Raw genomic sequence first — 23,115 nt, 5'->3', positions numbered from 1 at the left:
CTCGTCGGTCAGGGCGTCCAGGAGTGAATCAGGGCGCCCCGCGAATTGTAGAAGCGAATCCGGCTGATATTCGTCCAGCCCGCGTTATCGCGGATCACGCGGTCCAGAAACGGCGCGAGCGAGCCGTCCGCCTGCATCTGTGCGAGCAGATCGTCATAGGAGAAGCCGTCCACGGAGGGATCGATGCGCACGTCGATCTCCCGGCGCAGCCAGCGAATCCCCCCACGCCTGGCATAGGTGCCACCGCTGGCGTATGCGTCAACCTTGGTGCTGAGACTCACGCTGTTCAGGTTCCGCTGGAGCGAGCCGAGCGGATCGGCACGGTCGACGGTGGGAATGCGCGTGGCCACCGACTCGCGGCCGATGGTTTGCCCCGTGTCGGTCGTGAGCAGGACGTCCGGACCTCTCTCGCCTTCACCCGCGACTTCGACTCTAGCCACATTGACATCGGTTGGCAGTGTGAGCATCGTTTGCGCCTGGGTCGGCGTGACGTTGTCGCCGAGCAGCCGGACGTACGCGCGCGCCTCCTCCGCCGCGGACGGGAAGGTGGTGGCCCTCGGCCCGGTGCCGACCGTGCGGGTCGGAAATCCCGACTGGCCAATATCTGCCGCGATCTGGTCGATTTCGGCGATCGGTGTCGGTCCGCGTTCGGTCACCGACTGGAGCGCCTGGATCAGGTCGGTCATCTCGAATCGCTGCAGGTTGCCGCCGCTCAGCGTGCGCACGCGCGAAAGGAGCCGGCCGAGCGCATCGATCGCCACGCCTTCGTTGCCGGGATAGCGGCCCACGAAGGACCGGAACGTGGCGCGGTTGGCGCCGTGGCGCAGCAGTTCCATCACCTCGTCGTGGCGTACGATGGCCTCGACGTGCCCGAGTTCGCGCCAGAGCGGCAAGTCGGTGCGGTATAGCCCGCGCAGCGCAGAGTCGAAGCGCGCGCCCGAGAGCCGCTGGAATTCCTGCACGGTCATGCCCGAGCGTTCGACGTAGACGTTGTCCAGAGCGCGCTGGAGTTCCGCGTCGAGCGTGAGCCGCTGCTGCAACGCGAACAGCAGGGCGTCGGGCGGAACGCGGTTGCCGGTGCGCAGCAGCGTGGCGACCGCGAGATCCTGCTGGTCCTGCGCAAACGCGCGCAGCGCCCCGGCGAAGGCGTCGAAACCGGCCACCGCCTCGGCAATCGTGTTGCCGAACGGACCATGCGCGGCCGCGAGCGCGCGGAACGAATCGAACCCATTGCGGCCGATGAAGTCGAGCGCGTGCGGCGCGCTCGCCAGCGGTTCGAGGAAGCCGTCCTGCGCAAGCTGATTCGTGGTTTCCTGCCGCAGCGAGCCGAGCCAGCGCAAGTACGCGGGCATATCGGCGCTCGGGATCGCGCGCATCAGCGTGTCCGCCGCCGCGGACTCGAGCGCGCCGTACAGGCGGTCGAGCCCCTCGCCGACGCTAACGTCGAGGCCGCCTTTCTCGAGCGCCTGCGCGATACCTTCCGGCGTGACGAGTTGCTCCGGACGACGAAGCATTTCCAGCGCCGAGGTCTGCTGCGCATCGTTGAAGCGCGCGAGCCGGCCGAGGAAGGCATCGCAATCGGCCACCGAGAGCCGGAACGATGGCCCCGAGAGCACGTCCCAGATGCGGTCGACATGGTCGATCTCGCCGGTCGTCAGGTGGTGCAGCAGATTGGACGACGAAGCCAGGCCATCGAGCTGCCCGCCGCCGATCAGCGCGCTCGCGCGTTCGTCGGAAAGCCGCCCGAGCGCGTTCAGCAGTCGCCGCGCGCGGCCCGGATCGGTCGCCACCCGGTTCAGGAACGCCAGCAGGTCCTCCTGCGACATGCGCGCCGCGCCGGCCTCGGTCGTCGACAGGAGCCTTTCGAGCCCGTCGGTCTCGACTGCGCCCATGCCGACGTCGGCCAGTTCGAAGATCCGGCGGAACATCGCGAACTCGAAGCGCCGCCGGATGGCACCTCCGGTCAGATTCTCGCCGATCGTCGCCATGCGCTCGCGCAGACCGTCGATGATGGTCCGGACGCTCGATTCCTCGAGGAAGGTCGCGAGACGCTGGCGGATCGCGGAGAGCGCCTGCGAGATCTCGGCCGCATAGCGGGCCGGCGAAGCACCCGATTCGCGGATCACGCGGGCGGCGTCCTCGACGGTGTTCAGCACAGTCTGCCCGCCGACACGGAACGCGCCCTGCAGCGCCGGACCGATCACGAACTCGCCGAACAGCCCGAACAAGGCGCCTATCGTCATCCCGCGCACGTATTGGCCGAGGCTCGGCCCTGGCCCGTCGTGCAGCAGGGTGTCGGCGAGCCCGTGCGAGAAGACGACCGCGCCGCCGCCGAGCGAGCCGCCCACGACGCCCACGAACAGCCGCTCCGCGACCCAGCCGCCGACGATTTGCGGCATCGTCGCGCGCCCGATGCGCAGCGCGATTGCGCGCCCGCCGATGCCCGCGAAGCGGAAGGTCAGCGCGAACAGGTAGCCGTCGATTGCCGCCATCACGAAGCCTTCGAGGCTGTAGTGCTTCGCGGTCGCTAGATAGAGGATCTCCGAGATGAGTACCGAGGTCAGCACGGCCCCCGCGCCGCCGGCCGCCTCGACCAGCGCGCCGATGATGCCGGCTTCCCACGCGACGGCGATCACCGCGATACCGCCGATCACGAGCCCCACCTTCTCGAAGCGGTCGCCCATGCGGCCCAGTTGCCAGCCGAACAGGAGCCACTCGAAATCGAGTTCCGAGGTCTTGCGGCTCGTGCCGGGAACGTCGGTCCAGTTCGCTTCGCCCTCGATCTTCTGGACCACGTTGAACGTTACGTTGTAGCGCTCGATGCCGCGGTCAACCACGAACTCGATCGCGGTGACGCGCAGCGACGTGATCTGGTTGACGGTGTCGAAGTCGTCGTTCGTCAGGTGGATCGCGGCCGCCGCGCGGTTGATCGCTTCATTGGCGAACTGCTCGTTGCTGAAGTCCTGAGCGACGCGGCCGGCCATGATGTCCGCGAGGAGCTGATTGGCCGCGGTCTCCAGCGCGGCGTCGAATTGCGCGCGGCGCGTTTCGACGAGGTGCCGCACGCGCGCGTGCGTCGCGTAATCGGAGTACGCGTCCGCGACGACCCCGTTGAGCCCTACGCGCTGATCGGCGTCCTGGTGCAGCCACATGGCGCCGCTGTCCGGGAAGTAGCGGTTCGCGAGCGCCGCGCGCGTCGCCGCGTTGTAGTCGGCGCGCATCTGGCTGATGCGCGGATGCGCGTTGTAGCGCAGCGACGCCGTGGCCGCCTGGATAAAGTGCAGCGCGGCGTCGCCGCGCGTGGCCGCCATTTTGTCCAGCAGCGCGTTGAACCACCGGCCGCCCTCGCGCGCCTCTAGCGTCTCCATCACCAGGTCGAACATCGTGCGAACGCCGTCCGCGCCAGCGTAGGCTCCGAAGTTGCCGGTGTAGATGCCGTCGAGGCGGCTCCACCAGGGGATCTGTTCCAGCGAGTCGTCCGGGTAGTGGCCCAGCAAATCGACGATCGCATTCGCGACCGTCTCGGCATGCGTGCGATTGCTGATCGCGAACTGCTGGTCCTCGGACAGCGTGAAGGTCGCGGACAGCAGCGCGCCGCGCCATCCGGCCTGCCAGCGGCCCCAGCGGCTGTCCGGGCCGAGCGCCAGCGTGGCCGGGGTCGTCAGCGGCGCGACAGCGGTGCGAACGGCATCGGGCAGCGCATCGATGTTTTCCTGGTTGAGCAGGCGGAGGTCGCGCTTGCGGTAGGCGAGCTGGCCGGCGGGCGGCAGCAAGTCGCGATTCTCGGCGAGTAGCTCCAGCGTCGGCGGGCTCACCGGCGCCGTTACCTCGACCGGCGAAACGTGCAGCATCGTGGTCTCGTCGCCCATCGCGGCGATGAAATCCGGCCACGAGACGCGCAGCGCTTCGCGAAACCCGTCCTGGTAGACCAGGAACTCCAGGTCGCGGTTACGGATCTCGACGTCGACAGGCGTGCCGAGCCGCGCATAGGTCTCCACTGTGATGGTCGGCAGGACCATCAGCGTGAAGATCACCTGCGCGCCGGGCATCAGATAGACCTCGCCGCCGTAGGCCCTGAGGTAGCGATTGTTGCCCGACAGGTCGGGCGTGGCGCCCGCCACGAGGTTGTCGCGATCGAACTGGATCACGCGCTGCCGGTCCCGTTCCGATGCGCTCAACACCCAGAACGCGTCGTCGCGTCCGGTGCGCAGATGGCTCAGCTCCGTCCCGCGTGCGGACAGTTCCGCCGAAAGATCCGAGAGCCGGTACGGACGGTCGACTCGCACGACCCACAGCGAGACCCATTTCAACTGCTCCTCGTAGTCCGCGTAGATGGTGCCGTAGTCGGCGTGGCGGCTGTGAATGGAGTCGTCGACGTAAGCGAGGTAGTCGCCGACCTCGGCGTGAAAATTAATGCTCGTGAGCGTCTGCCAGCCGCGCCACGGCCGCCGGCGCAGGCTCGCGCCCGGCGTTGCCGCCGCCGGCGTGCGCGCCAGCGCGCCGCCGCTGCGCGCCGAACGCTGGATCACGCGCGCGAGGCGCGCTTCGGTGTCGTGGCGCGTGTCGGCCGAAACGCTGCGCAGATTCGCGCCGCGCCACGTGAAGGTCGGATCGTGCACGACGATGGCCGAAGGGTCGCCCGCGCGCGACGTCGCCGTGGCCGAGCGTCGCAGCGCGCGCGTCATCGCGGCCGCGAGCGCTTCGTCGAGGTCGCCCGGACGATGCTCGATCGCGTCGAGATCCACCGACAGCCGGACCGGTATGTTGACGTTGATCCGCATACGCGCGTGAAGCGGAGTCAGCCGGCCAGCTCGCGGGCGAGCCGGGCCAGCGTCGCGTGAATCAGGCGGTCCTCGTCGATGGCCGCCACCGTGTTGCGGACTTCGATCTCCACCGGGAAGTGATAGTGGATCTCCGGGGGGCCGCTGCCGCGCGTCTCGTCCGCTTCGGAACCGAGCGACCAGCCGACCGAATGGCCGTCGTGCACGAGGGTTCCCGAGGTCGGATCCTGCGTGTCGTGTCCGTTTGGCATCGTCGGTCACTCCGTGCGGGCTAGGGCAGCGTGGCGGTCGTGTTGTTCTTGTCGGTCTCGGACGCGCCGAGACAGAAGCCGGTGAACGTCGCCGTAGGCGCACCCGTGACGAGGGCGGTGGAGGGCACCGCGCTCGTGATGACGCAGTTGTGCATCACCACCGAGGCGTACGACCAGTCGTTGCCGTTCGCCGATTCCTGCAGCGTGACATCGAACGGCGTGCGGTTGATCGCCAGCGCGGTCAGCTCGGCGGCGATCGTGCCGATGGCCTTCACGGTCATCGTGAATGTCATCGCCTGCGGCGAGTAGATCACGCCGATGTGCGTGTGTTCGATCGAGTGCAGCGGCTCCGCCGCGAGCGCGAAGGTGGGGGTGAACGAATCGATCGGCGTGATCGTTTTGGTCTGGTTGTTTGCCGTATAGGACACGGCCAGCCGGGTGTTCCAGTCGGGCATGTTGGGCTCCTCTTCGGGTAGGAAGCGCGGTAGCGAAGCGGTCGGTCAGAAACTCGGCGCCAGCGTGACGCGGAGCTGATGTACCGCCGGGCCATAGGTGATCGACACGAACACGTCGACGGTCCGGTTCGCGCGCGCCGTCACGACCAGCGAGCTGTCGGTCGCGCTCCAGGCCGATTCCGGCGTCATCAGGATGTTCAGCACGGGGATCGTGGTCGAGTAGTCGTCGATCACGGCGGCGTTGAGCAGCGGCCCGAGGATCGAATCGATGCGCACCTTGACCTGCGTGAGGCCCGCCTTGGTGATGCGCGAATCGCCGATCAAACCGATCAGCCCAGCCTTGAGCCGAAAGTCGATGTCGTCGAGCACGCGCACGATGTCAATGTAGAGCTGGCTGGCGTCGGTGGTGTAGCAGCGGCCCTCGCCGAAGTAGAAGCCGCCGCCGACGATCAGCGAGGGCTGGATGATCGGCACGATGCCGGCCTCCGAGAGCCCCTTGATCTCGCTCGGCCCGTACTGGCTGGCAGTCGGCACGCTGACGCCGCGCACCTGCTTGAGCACCATCGAGACCTGCGGCGCATAGCCGGCAATTGCGCCGGTGGCAGCCGAGGCGACGTCGACCGTCGCGCCGCGCGCGGCCACGAGCACCATGCGGCTGGAGTCGCTCTTTAGCGGCGTGGCTGTGGCGTCGACGTCATGGACGTAAGTCGGCGACTTGACGGTCACCGGATTGACCATCGCCACGCCGAGCCGCTTCTGGCCTTGCGACGACATGGTCTCGACGTGCGCCTTGAGCGCCAGCAGGTTGGTCGGCGGATTCCCGCCGCCGGCCGCCACGCCGACGTCGGTCTCGTTGGCGAGGCAGACGAAGTCGACGTCGTCGGCGGCTTCGAGCGACGCCAGCGCGCCGGCGTAGTCGGTGCCGTTCACCTTGACGCCGTAAATTTTGGAGGGAGCCGGGTTTTGCAGCATCGCGAGCTTGAGCGACGTCGAAAGCGTCGTATCGGCCACGCTGCCATCGGCATTGATCTTCGCGAAGTGCTGCGACACGTCGGACGCCGTGTCGACAACGGTAGGCATGTCGAATGCCGCATCGCCGCCGTCTGCTCCGGCGGGGGTCTTGCCGACGATGGCGATCACGCCAGGCGAGCGCTGCGCGATGGGCATCAACGCAGACGTATCGATGTTGACCAGGATGAAGGGAAACGCCGCAGGGACGGTTGCTGACATAAGTTGCTCCTTTGATGCCAGTTCTGAACACGAAACGGGCGATCCGTGCAGGCCAGGGAAAATTTCGTAATGCCAGGTTTAGGCCGGGTTTAGATCGCTAGTGACCACTCAATCGATGAGCCTGGTCCTCAGACGACGGCGAGGCCGATGCCCTGGAGCACCAGCCAGCCCGCGGCCGCCGTGCGCCGCGCGGTTCGCGCGGCATCGGCCGCCATGCCTGCGGCGGCGCCCGGCCAGCCGGTGTCGTCGAACGCCGCGGCCGGCACGATCCACGTGATCGGCAGCGGCTCGCGAACCGGCAGCTTCGTGTCCACCGCGCGCGTGAGCCCCATCGGCCCGAGCTGCTGACGAACGATTTTTGATTCCGTGAGCAAGTCGCCGACCGAAAAGCCCACGTCCCGGATCAGCAGCGCGCTGCCGATCGGCAGCGGCGCGGGTAGCGACGAGACGTCGTTCGGCGGCGAAAAAGTGATCTGCAGGGGATTGGCGTAGACCACGCCGCGCAAGTTCGTGATCAGGTCGCCCACTGACGACGCACCGTTTTCGCGCAGCCACTGGTCGAGCAGATCGCCGGTCATCAGATCGGGCTGGGCGAACGCCGCGCGCAGATGCGTCAACAGGCGCGTGCGCCGCTCGTTCTCGAGTGCGGCCGGATCGACAGGCAGCGCGCCGAGCGCGGTCACGATCTCCGCATCGATCTGTCCTGCATCGACGACGTTGCCGCGTGCGGCGCTCACATGTCCGGTAGGCGGTGTCGAGCGAGCGATGATCGCGCCGCGCCAGAATGCGTCCACGCGGATCGAGCTCTCGCCGAACCCCGACAGCGTGAATTGCGAGTCGGTGCGCTCGCCCGTTGTCGCGCGTCCCCAGTAGCCTTCGAGGGTGGCGATGCGCGGGACTGCGAGGCCGAGCTGGATATCGTCGAAGACCGCGCTGTACGGTCCTTGAATGAGCATCGTACTGGTGTCGTAAACCGTCGATGCAATTTGCGCGAGGCTGTCGCTGTCGAAAACGCCATTGCGCGCCGCCGGGTCAGCGAGCCTGATGAGGATCGTATCGACGAAGTTCACGCTGGCATCCTTTCTTCGCTAGCCTGCAGACAATCGTGGCACTACGATGAAAACAGACAGCACTGTTTTGAATTGAAATTCAAAAGGCTTTGCCGTGCATTGAGCGTAGACGATGGCTGAATCTTGTCAAGAAACGGCGTGATGGCGCATTGCCCATTCCCCAAGTCATGACATGCCACGCGTACGAATCTCTCGTTGGAAATTATTTAAGCATTTCAGTATCGAATGTTTATTCACCTGCGAATGCATCATGCTCTCCGGCGCCGACGGCTCGCTTGACTACACTGATTGCGTCGATCTCGAAAACGGGCTGCGCCGCTCGCCACGCAAGGTACCTGTCCAACGCGCAGCCGGATATCCGGGAGAAATCCATGCCAGCCGTAGATCAGCTATGGGGTACTTTTGCCGTCGACGACCATTTGCGGAAAAGAGCATTCGTGGCGGAAGCACTTCTATTCGATCATTTGATCGTGCCAGTTCCAGCCTTGGATGAGAAACAGGCATTCACGAATTGGGAGAAAAAATTTGGAATCCGAAGCATGCGATGGAAACCGTTGAAGTGTTAGGCGACCTTGTAACCCCGATTTCGTGGGATAAGGAACTAAGAGACCGATATCGCGAACGTTATGGGCGTTCGTTACTAAACGAACATGCGGCCTTTGACATCGGAAATACCAGGCAGATGCCCAAGGATGGCTTCGCAAAGCATGCGACACGGGTACTGCTGGCGGATCGCGCGAGCGACGAGGCGGATGAAGCGTACTACCGCCGGATCAAATCCATCGACCTCGATCCTGCGGCGACCGTTGAAATCGTCGCCGGCTATGGATCGTACGGACAGCTTCAGGCCGACGCTCCGCTGGAAACGACTGGCGATTTTTCAGATGGCGCGGAGGGCGCAACGCTGTTGTTCAGCTGGGAGTTCGTCGTTCCCGAGGAATCCGGGCTCAGTTGTCGCGTGCTTCTTGAACGTGCCGTCAAGCTCGCTGAAAGAAAGGATTTTATCGAGAGCCGCCGGGAGTTTCACGAATGGCGGCGCAAGCTGATTGCGAATCACGTAGGCCCGGAGAAAGCACGATCGGAAATGCTGCGATGTCTGATCGAATTCAACGACATTGTCGATAAGTCCCGTACGCGCTCGCGAGTGCTCACCGCGCTACAGGTGGGCGCCGCTGCCGTGCCACTGGCCGACTTCGCCATTCCGGGGCTCGGAATAGGGAGCGCGGTAATGCTGGCTCTGGGCGCGTTTGTGTTCGACAAAACTGTTCCCGACCTGCGTCCCGGCAGCCGCGAAAGAATTGCGGCTTTGGTGCATGACAGCCGGGAGGCGTTCGGATGGCCGCGCACGGGCTAGCCAGATTGCGCAATCGGTTATAGATCGTTTTTTCCAGGTTGTCCCAGGTGTGCCACGGAACGGATTGCGTCGGTCCGTGGTGGGCAACCATTTATGTAATCCTGTATGGGTGTAGCGTATTAGTGAATGCATTGCTGATATTGGGTAGGGGGTGTGACGCGGAGAATACAGTGTTGCGTTTTTTTGAAACCGCTTCTCACTAAAAATTGCATATACGCTGCCGTGCCAGCCTTCGGAGTGGTGGCTAGCTGCAGCAGGGTTATAAGGGTTCTTGCGGCCGCCACAAGATCGCTCGAACATTCGAGATACTCGCCCAGACGACAGACGTCACCAGGAACAAATTTATGCAAACCGGCGCATCAAGGGGTGGCGAGCGAGGATGATTTTCAATTTTACATAACGTGAAGAAGGGTCGCTAACTAAAGCTGGCGTTACACCTGTGGGACCAAAGCCCCACAAGCGTTAGCGGGTAGCGCCAGCCACCGAAAACCCTGAAGGCCCTTGGAAAAAACTTCCAAAGCATGCACCCAAATTGCCTTCGTGCGATCGTCGCGCGAGCTTTCGGCGTGCGCAGCGGCGATCACTTCGAACGGATCGACGCCCAGAATTTCCGCGACGCGGATCGCCGTTTTTTCATCGAACACTGATTGCTGGTTGCGGTACTTGCTGACCGCACCACGCGTCACGCCCAGCACTTTCGCTGCGGCGTAGTCGGAGGGAAGGTCGAGGCGGGCTTTCACCGCGTCGAGCCAATCGACTGTCGTTTTCATAGACAACCCCTATCAAATCAAATCAACCCGGCGTCAAAGGTACTGCGACGCTTCAACAGATGCAACAGTCTCCGAAGATGATACGTATCAGCTATTGACACGTTTCATTAGATGAGACTATTCTCCGACCCGTCACCCCGGCACCGGTTCTCAACCCCGCCGGTCTTGAGCTAGCTACTCAGGCGCCGGGGTGATGTTTCTCGCTGCATCCGTTCAAGGGGTTGAATAGGGGAAGTCAAATGCACGTTTCGCTGCAACAAACGCTTACACCTTCGGCGCCGATGCGCCAATCGCTCACGCCGCATTTCCGTGCGTGGATGGATGCAATGATTGCTTTGGTCCGCAAATGGACTGAATTCAACGGCGCTCCGTGCGCAGGGTGGGTGGCATGAAAACCATCGTCAACGAACTGCGCGCCGAGTTGAGCTCCGCACACGTCATCATCCGCAACGCGCTCGGCGTCGCAACGTTCGACCAGAAAATTGAGTGGGGCAACGCGAACGAGCGGGATGGTGTGATCGGCGAGGGCGTTACTTGCGCTCACGAGCGCCATACGGCAATCGCTTCCGGCGTCGGGCTCGCGCTGTTGACCGAACTGGAGCGCGCCGATCGGATCATTGCCAACGTTGCCGCGCTCTTGTCGGCGCATCAACGCGAACTGCTGCTGATTGCGAATCGGCAGGATGGCGTCAACGTCTCTTTCGGTCAGCAGTTCCGGCAAATCGAGCGCGCCGTGCTGCTTAGGCGCGCAGTGGAAGTCGATTTGCGCGATCTGCTGCGTATCAATGGGGCGGCCGATCAGGCGCAAGTCGCGCCCGATTACGCGGGCCGGGGGTGGGTGCGGCGGATACGTACACGCCGCGACAGGGTGCGTGATTTCGAGGCAGCGTTGCTGTTGTTGCAGTCAGGTTACGTCGGGGAAGACCTTGTGCGGGTTGTCGAGCAGTTCCCCAATGACGCCGTCCATTATCTGAACACTGAACATCGGCGACTCCTTCGCAAGCTCGTTGCCGACTGCCTTGAGCGCCTCGATCAATTGATCGAGGCTGGCCTGATCGGTCACGGGGTTGCGGAGAAAGACCGGTAGAACACGGCTGATGACTTGACCAGTCATGAATAGACCGGCATTGGTGTATTGCTGCACGTCGCCAATTGTTGCCGGGGTGTTGGAAGAAACTTTTCTGTTCATGTCTGCCCTCTGTCCTTGCGGTGCGGTTGCCGATATGCGGGGCGTAAGTATAGCCCGCGCCGGAAGCCGATTTTCCTGATAGTGCGAACACCAACTGCGGGTGAGTAAATGGCAACTGTCTATAGCATTCCTAATCATCGTGACGCGGAAACGCTCGCTATTCGGCGGGTGATTCGCGCGAGCAACGCGGAGCAAATGGCACGTCGTCGCGCAACTGACGAGGCAGACCGTCAGGCGATGACGCTGCGCAACGTCGAGCGTGCTTTCGCGATCGTGAGGTCGGTATGACGCTCGCGGAGATTCAAGCAGTGGCACCGCGCCAGGTCGAGCCCGGTATCGTTGAAAGCGGACCCTACTACGAGCGCGGATCGAGGGGCGGCTACTTCGCGGTGCGCGGCTCGGAATTTCACTGGTACGAGGAACGCGGCGCCGCCCCGGCATGCTGCATGTCGCGCGATGACGCGCTGCGCGCAGCGCGTGAAAGCCGTCGAACGATCTACGCGGAGGCTGCGTGACCGTAACGGCTCCCCTGATCAGCTACTTCGGCAGCAAGTTTCGCGTCGCGCCGTGGGTGCTCTCGCACCTGCCGCCGCACGAAATCTACGTCGAACCGTTCGGTGGCTCGGCCGCCGTTCTTCTGCAAAAGCCGCGAAGCCGTATCGAGATTTACAACGATCTGGACGGCGAAATCGTGAACCTGTTCCGTGTGGTGCGTGATGACGCGCTGCGGGCGCATTTGATCGATGCATTGAATGCGACGCCATACGCTCGGGCCGAGTTCGAGGCAGCGTGGCAGGTTGCAGACGAGCCAATCGAGCGCGCGCGCCGCTTGTGCATTCGTGCGCAGATGGGTTTCGGCGCGACTGGCTCGACGCGCCCGCTGCATTCGCCGATCGGCTTCGCCGCCGACGTTTGGTCTGATGGGCCGGGCCAGTGGTTGCGGTACCCGGCGCGCCTCGCGGCAGTCGGCGCCCGCCTGCGCGGAACCATGATCGAGCATATGCCCGCCGTTGAGTTGATCGCGAAGTACGACGCGCCGGGTGTCCTGTTCTACGTCGATCCGCCGTATCTGCCGGAAGTACGCAACAGCGTGTCGCGTGGCCTTGGGCGCGACTACCGATGCGAAATGTCCCCCTTCGAACACGCCGATCTGCTGGCGATGCTTGCGAACCTGCGCGGTATGGCAGTCGTCAGCGGCTACGCGTCGGGAATGTATGAGCGCGCATTGGCTGGTTGGGCGCGCTTCACCCGAAAGACGCGTGCGAACGGGCAGGCGGGCACCGTCCCGCGCGAAGAAGTGATTTGGGTTTCGCCTTCGGCATGCCTTGCGGCTGGCATTGACCCGCGCACGTCGGCATGCGTCGGCGAGGATGCGGACGAAATGCCGCTCTTTGCAGCGGCCGCCACACGGACTTGACATGGATCAGGTCCGCGACGACACCCCGGTTTCGACGCGCGAACTGCTGATCGAGGATTTGGCCGATTTCGGCATCGGCGCCGGAGCGCTGGCCGCCGCGCCGAGTCTGTCGAGCCCGCCGCGCACCGCGCAATCCGACGAAGCAGAAGCCGACGCAATGCGCGTTCTCCGTCCGCTACTGCGCGACCTGTCGAAACGACGCTTTCTCTTCCGTTGATCACTGGAGATTCACACGATGAAACGAACGCACGAGAAAAAGCCGATGCCGCTGTGGGCCATTTGGCTGATCACGATCGTTGGCGTGCTTGCGTGGTGCGGCGCGCACCCCGACGAAGGTGCGGAACCGGCGTGGCCGATCAAGTCGACGCATCGGGCGTGAGGCACCGCGAATGACGGCGTATTACAACGAGCACGAACCATACGCAGCGCAGTGGCTGCGCAACCTGATCGCCGCCGGGCACATCGCCCCTGGTGACGTCGATGAACGGAGCATTGAGGATGTCCGACCTGATGACCTTAGAGGATACGAGCAGTGCCATTTCTTCGCAGGAATCGGTGTCTGGTCGTACGCCCTTCGCCGTGCCGGATGGCCCGACGATCGACCTGTTTGGACCGGTTCCTGTCCGTGCCAACCTTTCTCCCAGGCAGGCAAGGGAGCTGGGTTTGATGACGAGCGGCACTTGTGGCCTGCGTGGCACTGGCTCATCGGCGAGTGCCGACCTGCAATCATCTTTGGAGAGCAGGTTGCAAGCTCGGCTGTCGAGCCTTGGATCGACCTTGTACACGCGGACATGGAAGCGCTGGACATCGCCTTCGGGTGTGTCCCGTTTCCGTCTGCGGGCGTCGGCTCCCCGCACATCCGTGACCGAATGTTCTGGCTGGCCTACGCCCACCAGCACCGATTTCAAGGGGGCGCCTTCGAAGCCGTATTCGGAGCGCGGCGGCGGCAAGAAGGGCATGCGCTTGGACGCTGCGGCGCACCACTGGCTGTCCGGTTGGCCGACGCCGATGGCGGGAACTCCTGCGCAGAACGGCAACAGCATGGCAGGGAACAACGACTTCTCACGCAAGACGGAAGCGCTCTGCGGGAAGCCGATCAAGGGGCACGGAATCGAACTGCCGGAGATTGCGCCGCAGCCGGCCCGACTAACGGTCTCTGGCGCGATGCTGACTGGCTCCTCTGCCGGGATGGACGGTGGCGGCCGGTTGAACCCGGCACATTCCCGCTGGTTGATGGGGCTCCCTCGCGAGTGGGACGACTGCGCGCCTACGGCAACGCGATCAACGCCGAAGCGGCAACGCAATTCATCCTCGCTGCGCGCGAGTGCCTGGAGTAAGCAGTAATGTGGATTTACGCGCACGACGCGGCAAGCAGCGTTCCGGCACTCGCCGAAGCGAACAAGGCAAAAAAGCGCCTTCCCGTGAAGTGGATGCGCCGCGCGCTCGAACAAGCGCGCGAAGCCGGGCGCGAAAGCGCACGAGCATATCGTCGGCGAACCGGGTTCGACGCGTCGCACATGTTCGATCTGGCCGCCGCCGCTAACTCGCTGCGTGACTTTCTCGAAGATCATGCGCCAGACGGCATGCCGGTGTCGCCTGATGCGACCGATCATGAAATTTGCATGAAGGCCCGCCGCATCGCGTCCGATGTGACGATGCGCGCGTACGGGCTGGAACTGGCCGATGCGATCGTCGTCGCGCGCGCGACGTGCGGCGCATACAACGTCGAGATGCCGAATTTCGAGCACCCGGCCGATCAGGTCGCGCGCGTGAAGTGCGAACTGTGGTGGCGTCGCCAGTTGCGGAAGATGCACATTCGGAGCCTGGAACACTCGAACATTCGCCTGCACTTCGTCCACCTGAAAGCGGAACCGTACGCGAGCGATGAAGCCGTTCGGCGACGCATCGCGCAGAACCGGCGCAACGCGCGCACGCTCGAAGCGGTGACGATGGAGAACGAGGACGGGCAGCGCTTCACGCTCGCCGAACTGGCGTCGAAGGGCATTTCGAACAAGGCATTGAAGCGCGGCGAACTGTTCACGCGCTTGCGTGGACTGGAAGAACTGGCCGACGGTGCGCGGTATCGCGGCGTCATGTTCACGCTGACTTGCCCGAGCCGGTTCCACGCGGTCAAGCAGACCGGTAGCTGGTTCAAGCCGAACCCGCACTATGCGGGCGTCACCCCCCGCGACGGGCAAGCGTATTTGCGTAAGGTGTGGCAACGCATCCGCGCCGAGTTGAGCCGCGAGGGCGTGACCTACTTTGGCATGCGCGTTGCGGAGCCGCATCACGACGGCTCGCCGCATTGGCACGGTCTGGTGTTCTCGAACGACATCAAGCGGTTCTGCGAAGTCATGCGCAAACACGGGCTGCGCGATTCTGGCAACGAACCGGGTGCGCGCGAGCATCGCGTGCGCTTCGAACTGATCGACAAGGCGAAAGGCTCGGCGGTCGGATACATCGCCAAATACATTTCCAAGAACATCGACGGTCACGCGGTCGGCGACCACAAGACGACTGAAGGCTACGTGGTGCAGTCGGATTTTTGGGACGACGACGAAATCACGCCGTCGGCTCGCGTTGAGACATGGGCCGCGTTGTGGGGCATCAGACAGTTCCAACAGTTCGGCGGTGCGCCGGTCGGTGTGTGGCGTGAGCTGCGCCGCGTCAAAGAGGACGATTTGCCCGCGATCGAAGAATCGGCGCGCATCGTTGCCGCGTGGACGGCAGCGCAGAAGCGCGACGACAAACCCGCCGATTGGGCCGCGTACTCGCGCGCGATGGGCGGTATCGCGGGCGAAGCCCGCATGGTCTATATCCGCCACACGATCGAGCACCGCGAAGGCCGATATGGCATCGCGCCGGTGCGCGTGCCGCACGGTGTCGAGGCTATCGGCGTCGCGAGCATCGTTGATGGGCTTTGCTCGTACACCCGCGAAACGGAGATTTTTGTGCCGTCGACGCGTCACGTGTGGCGGGTGGTTCGGCGCGGCGGCGCAGCCGCCCGCCCTTGGACTGGTGTCAATAACTGTACGCAGGAGCCCGAGCGGGTCGAGGCGCCAGAGGCGACCGTCGACGCATGGCTCGAATACGCAGAGTCCTTCTGCATCGATTCGCCCGCAGATCCGGGCCGCACACGCCGCGAAGGCGCACGCGCGTGCGTTGCGCACGACGTATCCGACTGGCTGGCCGACTACGAACAGGCCGACGCCACGCTGAACCTGCAACCCAACCATTCGGGAGCCGTATGAACGCCAGCTATCGCGATCCGCACGACATGTCGATCCAGTGTCCCGCCTGCGACGGGAAGATCGAGGCGCGTCATTCTGAGCCGATGAGCGACACGATGCGCCGCTTGTATTTCTGGTGCCCGGATTGCGGGTTCCGCGCGCCCGCGTCGGTCGAAATCCTGTATTCGCTTTCGCCGTCGGCCGCGCCACGTGACGGGCTCGATATTCCGATCGTCCGTGCAGGCCCGCTGCTCGGCACGGTCAATTCCCGCACGTCGAAGCGGATCGGGCTGTGACATGCGGTGGACGATGCCTTGTCCGCATTGCGGGGCGCGCGGCATAGCGCGCGCGATGCTGCGCACGTCGGAACTATGTTGGAACGTGGATTTCCAGTGCGACAACGTGCTGTGCGGTCACACGTACCGAACGGCGCTCACGATGACGCCCGCTGAACAGCCGGTGCGCCGTGCCGAGCGTCGGGGGTCGCTTTCGCTTTTTGATGACTCGCCAGACGGCGGGTCGGTTTCTGATGATGGCGACATTCCGTCGCCGGGGTACTTGAAAGGGGATGAACGATGAATGCTGCAACGAACGTACAGGCCGAAATGGAACTGGTGCCGGGCAACGTGAAAGAGATCGTGAAGCCGTTCCGGCAGGGCACGGCCGACGTCTACATGGTTTCGCTCGACGCGATCCGCGTCCGGCCCGAGTTCAATGAAGCGCGCGAAGCTGACCCGGAGTACCCGACGGCCGTTCGGGAAATCGCGGATTCGATCAAGGCGAACGGCTTCTTTCGTCACAAGCCGATCAAGGTCGCGGCAGCGGCCGACGGCTATCTGTACGTATCCGACGGTCATACGCGGTGGGATGCCGTGTTGCTCGCGAATCGCGAGGGCGCAGGCATCGAAGCGGTGCCGGTGATCAACGAGGTGCGCGGCACCACCGAAGAAGATCGGATTTTCGGCCTGATTCTCGATAACTCTGGCCGCCGCCTGACGCTGCTCGGCGAGGCGATGGTGATCAAACGCCTGATCGGCCGCGGAATCGATGAGAAGGAAATCGCGCGACGCTTGACGCGCAACGTCGCCTCGATTCGAAACGCGCTCACGCTCGTGGCCGCGCCGAAGCCGATCAAGGAAATGGTCACGTCGGGGGCAGTCTCGGCGACGAGCGCGGTCAAGGTCATGAAGGAACAGGGCGCGAATGCGGTTGCTCACCTGCAAGCGGCGAAAGAGGTTGCGACGGCGGCCGGTAAGACGAAGGTCACGCCCAAGGCGTTGAAAGCGGTCGGCGGCCAGAAACAAACAGCCAGGTCAAACGATGCTGATCTGCTCGACTGGCTTCAGGCGCAAGGCAACGTCGCGATCAGCAAAATGCACGTGGCGGGTGAACAGCCGGTGTTCCGGGTCGGCATGCTCGATCTGCTGGAAAAGCCGGTGTCCGGCGAGGGGGCCGACCTGCGCGCGGCGATCGTGAACGCACGTGAGCGAGGCACGAAATGACGGCGCTCGCGGCGATGACCGCCGCCGATCTGCGGGCATTGGCTGACGCTGAGGAACCGCGCTTCGCTCAATATTGGGCATCGGGTGTGTGGTTCCACGCTGGAGATAGCAGCGGCTGGCGCGGCATCGGGTGGGCCGTGTGGATGGAGTGCGCCGCGCGCGCGTGGACGCCGCCGAGCGCGGTATCGTCGACCGCATGGGGGGTGACCGACGGCCGCGCGCTCGTGCATCTTGCCTATGACGAAGATGAGGCGCGCTCGTGGGCCGTCGACGCGCGGGCGGAACACCGTAACCGCAACATACTGCCCCTGGTGTACAGCGTCGTGCGTCTCTCAGTGCAGGCGCCTGATGTTGCGATTGATCCGCTGTGGGATTTTGCGGAATCGGTAGCGAGCGACCCGGACGAGCATGCGGACACGCGTGCGCGTGCTCGTGAAGCAATGTCTCGCGCTGCCGTTTCTAAGCGGGCACCTGTTGAAGCGGCAACGCCGCATGTGCGATTTCAGGGGGAGTGATGCAAGACGCCATGACCTATCCCGTCTTTGCCATGCAGGAACAGCGCGGCGATATCAAGATGGTGGAATTCGACTGCGCCAGTAAGGGGCTTACCATTGTGATGGAAAACGGCGACCGACACCGGCTCGAACAGCGGTACAGCGCGACGCATACCGGCTTTGGTAACGGCTACGGTGGGGCGTTCATCGCGCTCGCGGCGTTGCTGCTCGCTCAACATGAGCGCATTACGGCTCTCGAGCGAGCGGCGGCCGCCGAATCGCCCGTCGCGGGTACCATCTAACGTTCAGGCAGTCTGCGCCGGGGCGCGCTCGTCGCTCGCGTAACCGGCGCGTTCCAAAACTTCACGGGCCGCACGCCCCAAAACTTCCTCCGACCATTGGTTGATGCTTTCGTCCGACAGGGCGGCGGCGATGCCGACGCGCGCATGCACGGCCGGATCAATGCGCAGCATCAACTTGCCGGACGCGGGCTTTTGCGGCTCGCGCCCCGCGCGCTTGCAGTCGTCAAGGTAGTGATCGACGGCCGCATGAAAGTCTCGCGACAGTTCGTCCACCGTCTCGCCGTGGAAACTGATCTTGTCGTCCACGCCGAGCACGTGGCCGACGAAAATGTTATCGCGCCCGTCGAAATCGATCCGGGCGAAATACCCCTTGTAAGACATGGCGTTGTTCATGGCTTGATTCCCATTTCGATAAACCAGTCGCGCAGATCCTCCACCTGATACCGCTTCGCCTCTTTGCCCGGGTGCGGGCGGTGATGATAGCGGCGCGTGCCGTTCAGTTCGAAGGCGATGCGCGACCCGGCGCCTTCGTGGATTTCGCCGCCGAGTGCGGCGACGAGCGATTCAATATCGGAAAACACGATCCCGCCCAATGTGGGCTTGGTGAAGATCGCGGCGAGGGTGCGGGCGTGTTTCGATTTCATGCCTAGATGATATCAGAAAGTGATATCAACGTGCAATCAAAAAGTGATATCACGGCCTGAAGCCGGCGCCCCGCGCTCGGCGCGATTTCCGGGCTTCTGAGCGGTTCGGCGCTTAATGCGTCCCGACCCCTCGGCCGGGTCGTCGGCGTGCCAGTGGCGGGCCGGACGCGGCTCGGCGGGGCGCCTGCCGCACGGTGCGAGGGGGTGGGGTGGCCCGCGTCGCGGCGCCCGGATAGCGCAGTCCCCTCCGCGCCTGCCCGCTGCAAAAAAAGGGCAATTTCAGACGCAAAACCCCGGCCCGGCGCAAGCCCATGCGGGGCGGGTTCCGGCGATTTTCGGCGCATTTTCCGAGACGCAACCAGACGCAGCGAGCGATTCGCTAGACGCGTGGTCAGGGTGGCTCAATTCCAGATACGGAAGGCGTTAATATGGCCGATTGACTGGTGCAGTTACCAACCGACAATTTCCTCTAAAACTTGCGAGGTCCACTAAGTGAGCACACAAGAACATGCGACCGCCGCTGCCGGTGCCGAATCCTCCATCGAAAATGCAATCCCTCGACCGAGCACAAACAACACGGATCACCCGGAAGCCACAAGAGCAGACTATGTAGCGGCATTAAACCGGTTTGACGCAGCGATCTGTGAAGCGATAGCGGTAAGTCAAGCTACATCGGCGAGATTTGTTGCCGCACACCTTGGCTATGGGACGAAACTGTTCGCACGTCTCTGCGCGCACGGAATTGCCTTGATTCGGGCCGTCCCTCTTACGCGATGGGTGAGAAGCGATCATGAGGATTGGGATTTTTCTTGTGCCGCCCCGCACGTCAGAGCGATTTTGGAGGGGTATTTGTATTTCGCATACATCATTGAGACTCCGGTATCTGATGTTGAGTGGTCGGCAAAAATAAATATCATGCATCTGAATGATTGCATGAGGCGAGTAAAGTTATTCAAAAATTTGGAAAATGAAACTGAAGTATCGGCCTTAAGCGCACAGGCAGACGAAATTCGCGAACGCCTAGCGAAAAATGCATATTTTCAGTTGATGCCGGAAGCCAAGAAGAAAAAATTTCTCGCAGGCGAATACTTGATGATCGATTCGCGAGACGAGCGACTCAACAAATTGGGTATCGACGCCAAGACCTTCGCAGTTATCTGGGATCTTCTTTCCCAAAATACACATGTATTGACTTTCTCATTCTATCGAATGGAGCCGAATGGTCGAGGAACCGGACTTGAAAACCTTACCGATCGAAGCTACCTGACTCGCTTCTTGAATATCGCAGCAGAAACAGTCGAGGAGGCAACCAATTTGATGGTTGGTGCGTTCCCGGATGCAACAGAGGTTCGGAAGGGCACAAAATCCGGCTTTTCACCTGGGCCGCGCTCAAACGAGATGGCAAAGAAGGTGGCGCAACGTCAAAAGGGCAAATAGACGCTCGGTTCGAATGGAGTTACGTTGGAACTGCAACGCCTGCCGCTGCCGGCACCACGTAATCCGTGAATCGTACGATTTCCTCGCCCGCCCACTCGTTGATTTTGAGGAATTGCTGTTGCAGCGGCAGGATTTCGTTCCGCCCGAACACGCGCGCGGCGGTGTCGGCGGCGCCGAACCCGCCCGTGTTGCTCGGGACGATCCCAAGCAACTGCGGCGGAACGCGATGGGCCGCGAGCGTGTCGTCGCGCGTCACGTTCTTGATATCGAAAAACTGGTCTTTCGCTGCAACCTCTGAAATCGGGATCAGTTGCACTGCGCCTTTTTCGCCGCCGCTGTTTCGCGCGGCCGAATGCAGAAACAGGTTCCGGAAATTGCCGATGCCTTTCGAGTCGCGCAACGCCTTCCGGATCGCGTCCACGTCGTCGGGGTCCATGTTCGGGTCGTTGAGGTACAGGATGAACCCGGCGTGCGAGCCATTGGCGTAGTAGCGGCGTCGGAACAGGGTGGCCGACTCGTTGAGCCACGCGGATTGCAGCGATGCGATGTATTCGGGCATCCCGTACACCTCCTGATTCACGTCCGGCTCCATCAACTGGAAAATCGAACCGGTGTCGAACTGGTGCCGGTTGAGAAAGCCGTCGATGAACACGAAATTGACCAGATCCGTCTTTCGCCGGGTGTATTTCGCAGGGGAAGGGCGATATCGGAGCGCTCCACCGACGCGGTTGCGCTCGCGTTCGAGGTAGGCGTCGCCGAAAACCAGAAAATCGAGCGCGAGGCGGCGGAACGCATCGCGCGAAAACTTCGGATGCTCGATGAACGTCGAGGCGAGCACGTTCCGTTTGAAGTACAGCGCGGACGCGTGATGCGTGCCTGCGCGAAGCGATTTCGCGAGCCCGGCACGGCTGATCGGTGGCTCGAAATAGTCCTCGATCGCCCACAGTTCGGCGTAGTCGAGAATGTCGGCGCCGTCGATCGCGGCGACTGCATCGCCGAACGTGAAAGCTTCGATTGATGACAGCGGCGCGCGCGTTGCAACGTCGCGCGCGTCGGTGGTCGGAACGAGGGCGGTACTCATCAGTAAATCTCCACGGTGCTGCGCGCGCGGCTGGCACCTTCGAGGGGTTCGTTATCGAGCGCGTGAAGGCAGGCCCATGCGAGGTCAGCGTGGCCGATTTCTTCGTTACGCGCGGCGGTGTAGGTCATCTTTGTGCCGCTCGGCGTCATGGCTCGGCGGATGGACAGGAACGATTGCGCGAGGTCGGTCATACCCGCGTCGAATTCCAGGCGCTTTTTCCCGATCACCGACATGCCTTTCAGGACAAGGCGGTTTTTCACTTCGGGCGAATACTGGATCGGGACGACGCGCGGGAAGAACTGACGCACAAGCTGGTGCACACCGTGGCCGATGCCGGTCGTATCGATCGCGATATAGGTCACGTGGTAGCGCTGCGTCAGTTCGCGGATTTTCTCGGCCTGCGTTTCGAAGTCGATGCCCTTCCAACGATGCCGTTCGAGCACGCGGAATTTTCCGTTCGGCTGCTCGGGCGGGGCGATGACAACGCACCCGGCCGAATCGCCAGTGAGGGCAGGGTCGTAGCCGATCCATACCGGTTTCCAGCCGAACGGCCGATCGAGCAATGGCTTTACGTCCGTCCACACGTCCCATGAATCGACCATGCACGCCTGTACGAGCCGGAACGCGAACACCGAACTGGTGTCGTCCACGAACTGGCACATGTACAGGTTTTCGAAATCGGCGGGGCTGTTCGTTGAGCGCAAGTCCTCCAGATCCAGTTTCGTGAACCCGGCCGCGACCGCATCCTCGGCGGTGACGATCTGCCTCCATTGCCCGTCGCCGCACTGGCGGCCGGGTGCAAGCGACGTGTGGGAAATGTCGATCTCGACGCGCTCGTCGTCGGCCCGGTCGCGATTGAAGTGCGCGCCAGTCCAGAAGGGATAGGCTTCATGCGTCGTCGTGGACGGCGTTGAGAAGTGCGTCATCCGCAAATGCGAATGCGTCGCCATCCCCATCGCGACCTTGTTGAGCGTCGCAAAGTTGCTGACCCAGAAATACTCATCGAAATACAGGTCGCCGTTGTAGCTTTGGGCCGTGCGTGAACTGGTGCCGAGAAAGATCAACTCCGCACCGTTCGACAAACGCATCGGATCGCCGGTTAGCTCAACCTGCGCAGCGTTCCACGCGAATTTCTGGATATACGAGCGGAACACGTGCGCCTGTGCGCGGCTCGCCGACAGAAAAATCTGATTCGTGCCGGTTTCCAGCGCGCGCACGAGCGCCTCGTGCGCGAAATAGAACGTGGCTCCGATCTGTCGTGACTTCAGGATGTTGCGGCGGCGCAGGTGTCGATTCTCGAACCACGTGTTTTGGTGGCCGATCAGTTGTTCGCGCATCGCGTCCTTCAGACGCTGTTCCTGCTCGGCCGTGATGACGTTGCGATTCGATTTGCGCGACGACGATCGCGACGATGCGCTCGTCTTGCCTTCGTTCGCCGGGCCGCTCTCGCTCCCGCTACCTTCGGCCCGCTCGGCGCGCACCTGTATGCGCTGCTGGCGCTCCATTTCTCGGCCGAGCAAATCCAGTTCTTTGAAGTCCTTCCCGTCCTTGTTTTCCTTCGCGATCAACACGCGCTGTCGCTGCACGAGCGCATCGATAACCTTGTCGGTTGACGTTGCCTTGTCCCATCCCTCGCGCTGTTTCCACGTCTCCACCGTTGACCGCGGCTCGCCGACGTACTCGGCGATGGCGGCAACTTTCCATCCGCTCCAAAACAGATCACGCGCGACGCGGCGCGTGGCGAAGCTCGTCACGTTCGTTGCGGATACATCGTTCGATTCCGGGAAATCGGCGAAGGGGTTTGCAGGTTTGACCATGCGTCGAGCGTATCGCGCGCGCGAGCGTGAAATCGACCGTCCGAATCTGTACCCGGCCTGTCACACGGGAGCGTGCATTGAAGCGTTGGCG

Annotated in this window: 25 protein-coding genes; 15 read left to right on the top strand and 10 right to left on the bottom strand. The window is 63.0% G+C overall.

Annotated features, from left to right (window positions below; genetic code table 11):
- Window positions 1-8 precede the first annotated feature (8 nt).
- The 5 genes from JYG32_RS20475 to JYG32_RS20455 form a co-directional block, all read right to left on the bottom strand.
- On the bottom strand, window positions 9-4,745 hold the full coding sequence (locus tag JYG32_RS20475) for a hypothetical protein (protein ID WP_213266744.1): 4,737 nt from the start codon (window positions 4,743-4,745) through the stop codon (window positions 9-11).
- 53 nt (window positions 4,746-4,798) lie between these two features.
- A complete protein-coding gene (locus JYG32_RS20470) occupies window positions 4,799-5,032 on the bottom strand; it encodes a hypothetical protein (RefSeq protein ID WP_213266743.1) in 234 nt (77 codons plus the stop codon).
- Window positions 5,033-5,052: 20 nt separating this feature from the next.
- Window positions 5,053-5,487 carry a hypothetical protein gene (locus tag JYG32_RS20465; protein ID WP_213266742.1) on the bottom strand — a complete coding sequence of 145 codons (435 nt, stop codon included), beginning with the start codon at window positions 5,485-5,487 and terminating at the stop codon, window positions 5,053-5,055.
- 45 nt (window positions 5,488-5,532) lie between these two features.
- Window positions 5,533-6,717, bottom strand: coding sequence for a hypothetical protein (locus JYG32_RS20460; RefSeq protein WP_213266741.1), 1,185 nt, complete (start codon window positions 6,715-6,717; stop codon window positions 5,533-5,535).
- Between the two features lie 128 nt (window positions 6,718-6,845).
- Window positions 6,846-7,673, bottom strand: coding sequence for a hypothetical protein (locus JYG32_RS20455; RefSeq protein ID WP_213266740.1), 828 nt, complete (start codon window positions 7,671-7,673; stop codon window positions 6,846-6,848).
- 658 nt (window positions 7,674-8,331) lie between these two features.
- Here JYG32_RS20455 and JYG32_RS20450 point away from each other — a divergent pair.
- Window positions 8,332-9,141: a hypothetical protein gene (locus JYG32_RS20450; RefSeq protein ID WP_213266739.1), complete on the top strand. Its 810-nt coding sequence runs from the start codon at window positions 8,332-8,334 to the stop codon at window positions 9,139-9,141.
- 431 nt (window positions 9,142-9,572) lie between these two features.
- On the opposite strand, the gene JYG32_RS20445 is transcribed toward JYG32_RS20450, so the two are convergent.
- On the bottom strand, window positions 9,573-9,911 hold the full coding sequence (locus tag JYG32_RS20445) for a DUF3693 domain-containing protein (RefSeq protein WP_122169584.1): 339 nt from the start codon (window positions 9,909-9,911) through the stop codon (window positions 9,573-9,575).
- A gap of 388 nt (window positions 9,912-10,299) precedes the next feature.
- Between JYG32_RS20445 and JYG32_RS20440 the strand changes: the two genes are divergently transcribed.
- From JYG32_RS20440 to JYG32_RS20380, 13 genes are all read left to right on the top strand, one after another.
- Window positions 10,300-10,998, top strand: coding sequence for a hypothetical protein (locus JYG32_RS20440; RefSeq protein ID WP_249744838.1), 699 nt, complete (start codon window positions 10,300-10,302; stop codon window positions 10,996-10,998).
- 210 nt (window positions 10,999-11,208) lie between these two features.
- Window positions 11,209-11,388: a hypothetical protein gene (locus JYG32_RS20435; protein ID WP_213266738.1), complete on the top strand. Its 180-nt coding sequence runs from the start codon at window positions 11,209-11,211 to the stop codon at window positions 11,386-11,388.
- Window positions 11,385-11,615 carry a hypothetical protein gene (locus JYG32_RS20430; RefSeq protein WP_213266737.1) on the top strand — a complete coding sequence of 77 codons (231 nt, stop codon included), beginning with the start codon at window positions 11,385-11,387 and terminating at the stop codon, window positions 11,613-11,615. Before JYG32_RS20435 ends, JYG32_RS20430 begins: the two co-directional genes overlap by 4 nt.
- Complete coding sequence (locus JYG32_RS20425) at window positions 11,612-12,517, top strand: DNA adenine methylase (RefSeq protein ID WP_213266736.1); 906 nt, start codon at window positions 11,612-11,614, stop codon at window positions 12,515-12,517. Before JYG32_RS20430 ends, JYG32_RS20425 begins: the two co-directional genes overlap by 4 nt.
- A gap of 1 nt (window position 12,518) precedes the next feature.
- Entirely contained in the window at window positions 12,519-12,734 is a 216-nt protein-coding gene (locus JYG32_RS20420; protein WP_213266735.1) for a hypothetical protein, read from the top strand.
- A gap of 18 nt (window positions 12,735-12,752) precedes the next feature.
- Entirely contained in the window at window positions 12,753-12,896 is a 144-nt protein-coding gene (locus JYG32_RS20415) for a hypothetical protein (protein WP_213266734.1), read from the top strand.
- Window positions 12,897-12,906: 10 nt separating this feature from the next.
- Window positions 12,907-13,854: a DNA cytosine methyltransferase gene (locus JYG32_RS20410; protein WP_213266733.1), complete on the top strand. Its 948-nt coding sequence runs from the start codon at window positions 12,907-12,909 to the stop codon at window positions 13,852-13,854.
- 462 nt (window positions 13,855-14,316) lie between these two features.
- A complete protein-coding gene (locus tag JYG32_RS20405; protein ID WP_349631820.1) occupies window positions 14,317-15,768 on the top strand; it encodes a replication endonuclease in 1,452 nt (483 codons plus the stop codon).
- The gene (locus JYG32_RS20400; protein ID WP_213266731.1) at window positions 15,765-16,043 is read left to right on the top strand and encodes an ogr/Delta-like zinc finger family protein; all 279 of its coding nucleotides are present in this window, start codon (window positions 15,765-15,767) and stop codon (window positions 16,041-16,043) included. Before JYG32_RS20405 ends, JYG32_RS20400 begins: the two co-directional genes overlap by 4 nt.
- Before the next feature lies 1 nt (window position 16,044).
- Window positions 16,045-16,326: an ogr/Delta-like zinc finger family protein gene (locus tag JYG32_RS20395; protein ID WP_213266730.1), complete on the top strand. Its 282-nt coding sequence runs from the start codon at window positions 16,045-16,047 to the stop codon at window positions 16,324-16,326.
- Window positions 16,323-17,249: a ParB/RepB/Spo0J family partition protein gene (locus JYG32_RS20390; protein WP_213266729.1), complete on the top strand. Its 927-nt coding sequence runs from the start codon at window positions 16,323-16,325 to the stop codon at window positions 17,247-17,249. Before JYG32_RS20395 ends, JYG32_RS20390 begins: the two co-directional genes overlap by 4 nt.
- Window positions 17,246-17,764, top strand: coding sequence for a hypothetical protein (locus JYG32_RS20385; RefSeq protein WP_213266728.1), 519 nt, complete (start codon window positions 17,246-17,248; stop codon window positions 17,762-17,764). The genes JYG32_RS20390 and JYG32_RS20385 overlap by 4 nt, the downstream gene beginning before the upstream one ends.
- 11 nt (window positions 17,765-17,775) lie before the next feature.
- On the top strand, window positions 17,776-18,045 hold the full coding sequence (locus tag JYG32_RS20380; protein WP_213266727.1) for a hypothetical protein: 270 nt from the start codon (window positions 17,776-17,778) through the stop codon (window positions 18,043-18,045).
- 3 nt (window positions 18,046-18,048) lie between these two features.
- Here JYG32_RS20380 and JYG32_RS20375 read toward each other — a convergent pair whose 3' ends face one another.
- A complete protein-coding gene (locus JYG32_RS20375; protein ID WP_213266726.1) occupies window positions 18,049-18,438 on the bottom strand; it encodes a type II toxin-antitoxin system HicB family antitoxin in 390 nt (129 codons plus the stop codon).
- Window positions 18,435-18,689, bottom strand: a complete 255-nt coding sequence (locus tag JYG32_RS20370) for a type II toxin-antitoxin system HicA family toxin (RefSeq protein WP_015875749.1) — start codon at window positions 18,687-18,689, stop codon at window positions 18,435-18,437. The genes JYG32_RS20375 and JYG32_RS20370 overlap by 4 nt, the downstream gene beginning before the upstream one ends.
- A gap of 492 nt (window positions 18,690-19,181) precedes the next feature.
- Between JYG32_RS20370 and JYG32_RS20365 the strand changes: the two genes are divergently transcribed.
- Window positions 19,182-20,126 (top strand): DUF5677 domain-containing protein, encoded by a 945-nt coding sequence (locus JYG32_RS20365; protein WP_213266725.1) that lies wholly within the window; start codon window positions 19,182-19,184, stop codon window positions 20,124-20,126.
- 19 nt (window positions 20,127-20,145) lie between these two features.
- Here the strand turns inward: JYG32_RS20365 and JYG32_RS20360 are convergent, their stop codons facing one another.
- Entirely contained in the window at window positions 20,146-21,207 is a 1,062-nt protein-coding gene (locus tag JYG32_RS20360) for a phage portal protein (protein ID WP_213266724.1), read from the bottom strand.
- On the bottom strand, window positions 21,207-23,024 hold the full coding sequence (locus JYG32_RS20355) for a terminase large subunit domain-containing protein (RefSeq protein WP_249744836.1): 1,818 nt from the start codon (window positions 23,022-23,024) through the stop codon (window positions 21,207-21,209). Before JYG32_RS20355 ends, JYG32_RS20360 begins: the two co-directional genes overlap by 1 nt.
- Between the last annotated feature and the right edge of the window lie 91 nt (window positions 23,025-23,115).

Source organism: Burkholderia pyrrocinia (genome assembly GCF_018417535.1).
Classification (GTDB): Bacteria; Pseudomonadota; Gammaproteobacteria; order Burkholderiales; family Burkholderiaceae; genus Burkholderia; species Burkholderia pyrrocinia_E.
The sequence above is the reverse complement of the archived record's forward strand: the minus strand, read 5'-3'. Positions and strand labels throughout refer to the sequence as shown.

Excerpts from the sequence above, each read along its gene's own strand:
- JYG32_RS20470 (WP_213266743.1), bottom strand. The coding sequence starts at position 5,032 with ATGCCAAACGGACACGACACGCAGGATCCGACCTCGGGAACCCTCGTG.
- JYG32_RS20465 (WP_213266742.1), bottom strand. The coding sequence starts at position 5,487 with ATGCCCGACTGGAACACCCGGCTGGCCGTGTCCTATACGGCAAACAAC.
- JYG32_RS20460 (WP_213266741.1), bottom strand. The coding sequence starts at position 6,717 with ATGTCAGCAACCGTCCCTGCGGCGTTTCCCTTCATCCTGGTCAACATC.
- JYG32_RS20455 (WP_213266740.1), bottom strand. The coding sequence starts at position 7,673 with ATGCTCATTCAAGGACCGTACAGCGCGGTCTTCGACGATATCCAGCTC.
- JYG32_RS20450 (WP_213266739.1), top strand. The coding sequence starts at position 8,332 with ATGGAAACCGTTGAAGTGTTAGGCGACCTTGTAACCCCGATTTCGTGG.
- JYG32_RS20445 (WP_122169584.1), bottom strand. The coding sequence starts at position 9,911 with ATGAAAACGACAGTCGATTGGCTCGACGCGGTGAAAGCCCGCCTCGAC.
- JYG32_RS20440 (WP_249744838.1), top strand. The coding sequence starts at position 10,300 with ATGAAAACCATCGTCAACGAACTGCGCGCCGAGTTGAGCTCCGCACAC.
- JYG32_RS20435 (WP_213266738.1), top strand. The coding sequence starts at position 11,209 with ATGGCAACTGTCTATAGCATTCCTAATCATCGTGACGCGGAAACGCTC.
- JYG32_RS20430 (WP_213266737.1), top strand. The coding sequence starts at position 11,385 with ATGACGCTCGCGGAGATTCAAGCAGTGGCACCGCGCCAGGTCGAGCCC.
- JYG32_RS20420 (WP_213266735.1), top strand. The coding sequence starts at position 12,519 with ATGGATCAGGTCCGCGACGACACCCCGGTTTCGACGCGCGAACTGCTG.
- JYG32_RS20415 (WP_213266734.1), top strand. The coding sequence starts at position 12,753 with ATGAAACGAACGCACGAGAAAAAGCCGATGCCGCTGTGGGCCATTTGG.
- JYG32_RS20410 (WP_213266733.1), top strand. The coding sequence starts at position 12,907 with ATGACGGCGTATTACAACGAGCACGAACCATACGCAGCGCAGTGGCTG.
- JYG32_RS20400 (WP_213266731.1), top strand. The coding sequence starts at position 15,765 with ATGAACGCCAGCTATCGCGATCCGCACGACATGTCGATCCAGTGTCCC.
- JYG32_RS20395 (WP_213266730.1), top strand. The coding sequence starts at position 16,045 with ATGCGGTGGACGATGCCTTGTCCGCATTGCGGGGCGCGCGGCATAGCG.
- JYG32_RS20390 (WP_213266729.1), top strand. The coding sequence starts at position 16,323 with ATGAATGCTGCAACGAACGTACAGGCCGAAATGGAACTGGTGCCGGGC.
- JYG32_RS20385 (WP_213266728.1), top strand. The coding sequence starts at position 17,246 with ATGACGGCGCTCGCGGCGATGACCGCCGCCGATCTGCGGGCATTGGCT.
- JYG32_RS20380 (WP_213266727.1), top strand. The coding sequence starts at position 17,776 with ATGACCTATCCCGTCTTTGCCATGCAGGAACAGCGCGGCGATATCAAG.
- JYG32_RS20375 (WP_213266726.1), bottom strand. The coding sequence starts at position 18,438 with ATGAACAACGCCATGTCTTACAAGGGGTATTTCGCCCGGATCGATTTC.
- JYG32_RS20370 (WP_015875749.1), bottom strand. The coding sequence starts at position 18,689 with ATGAAATCGAAACACGCCCGCACCCTCGCCGCGATCTTCACCAAGCCC.
- JYG32_RS20360 (WP_213266724.1), bottom strand. The coding sequence starts at position 21,207 with ATGAGTACCGCCCTCGTTCCGACCACCGACGCGCGCGACGTTGCAACG.
- JYG32_RS20355 (WP_249744836.1), bottom strand. The coding sequence starts at position 23,024 with ATGGTCAAACCTGCAAACCCCTTCGCCGATTTCCCGGAATCGAACGAT.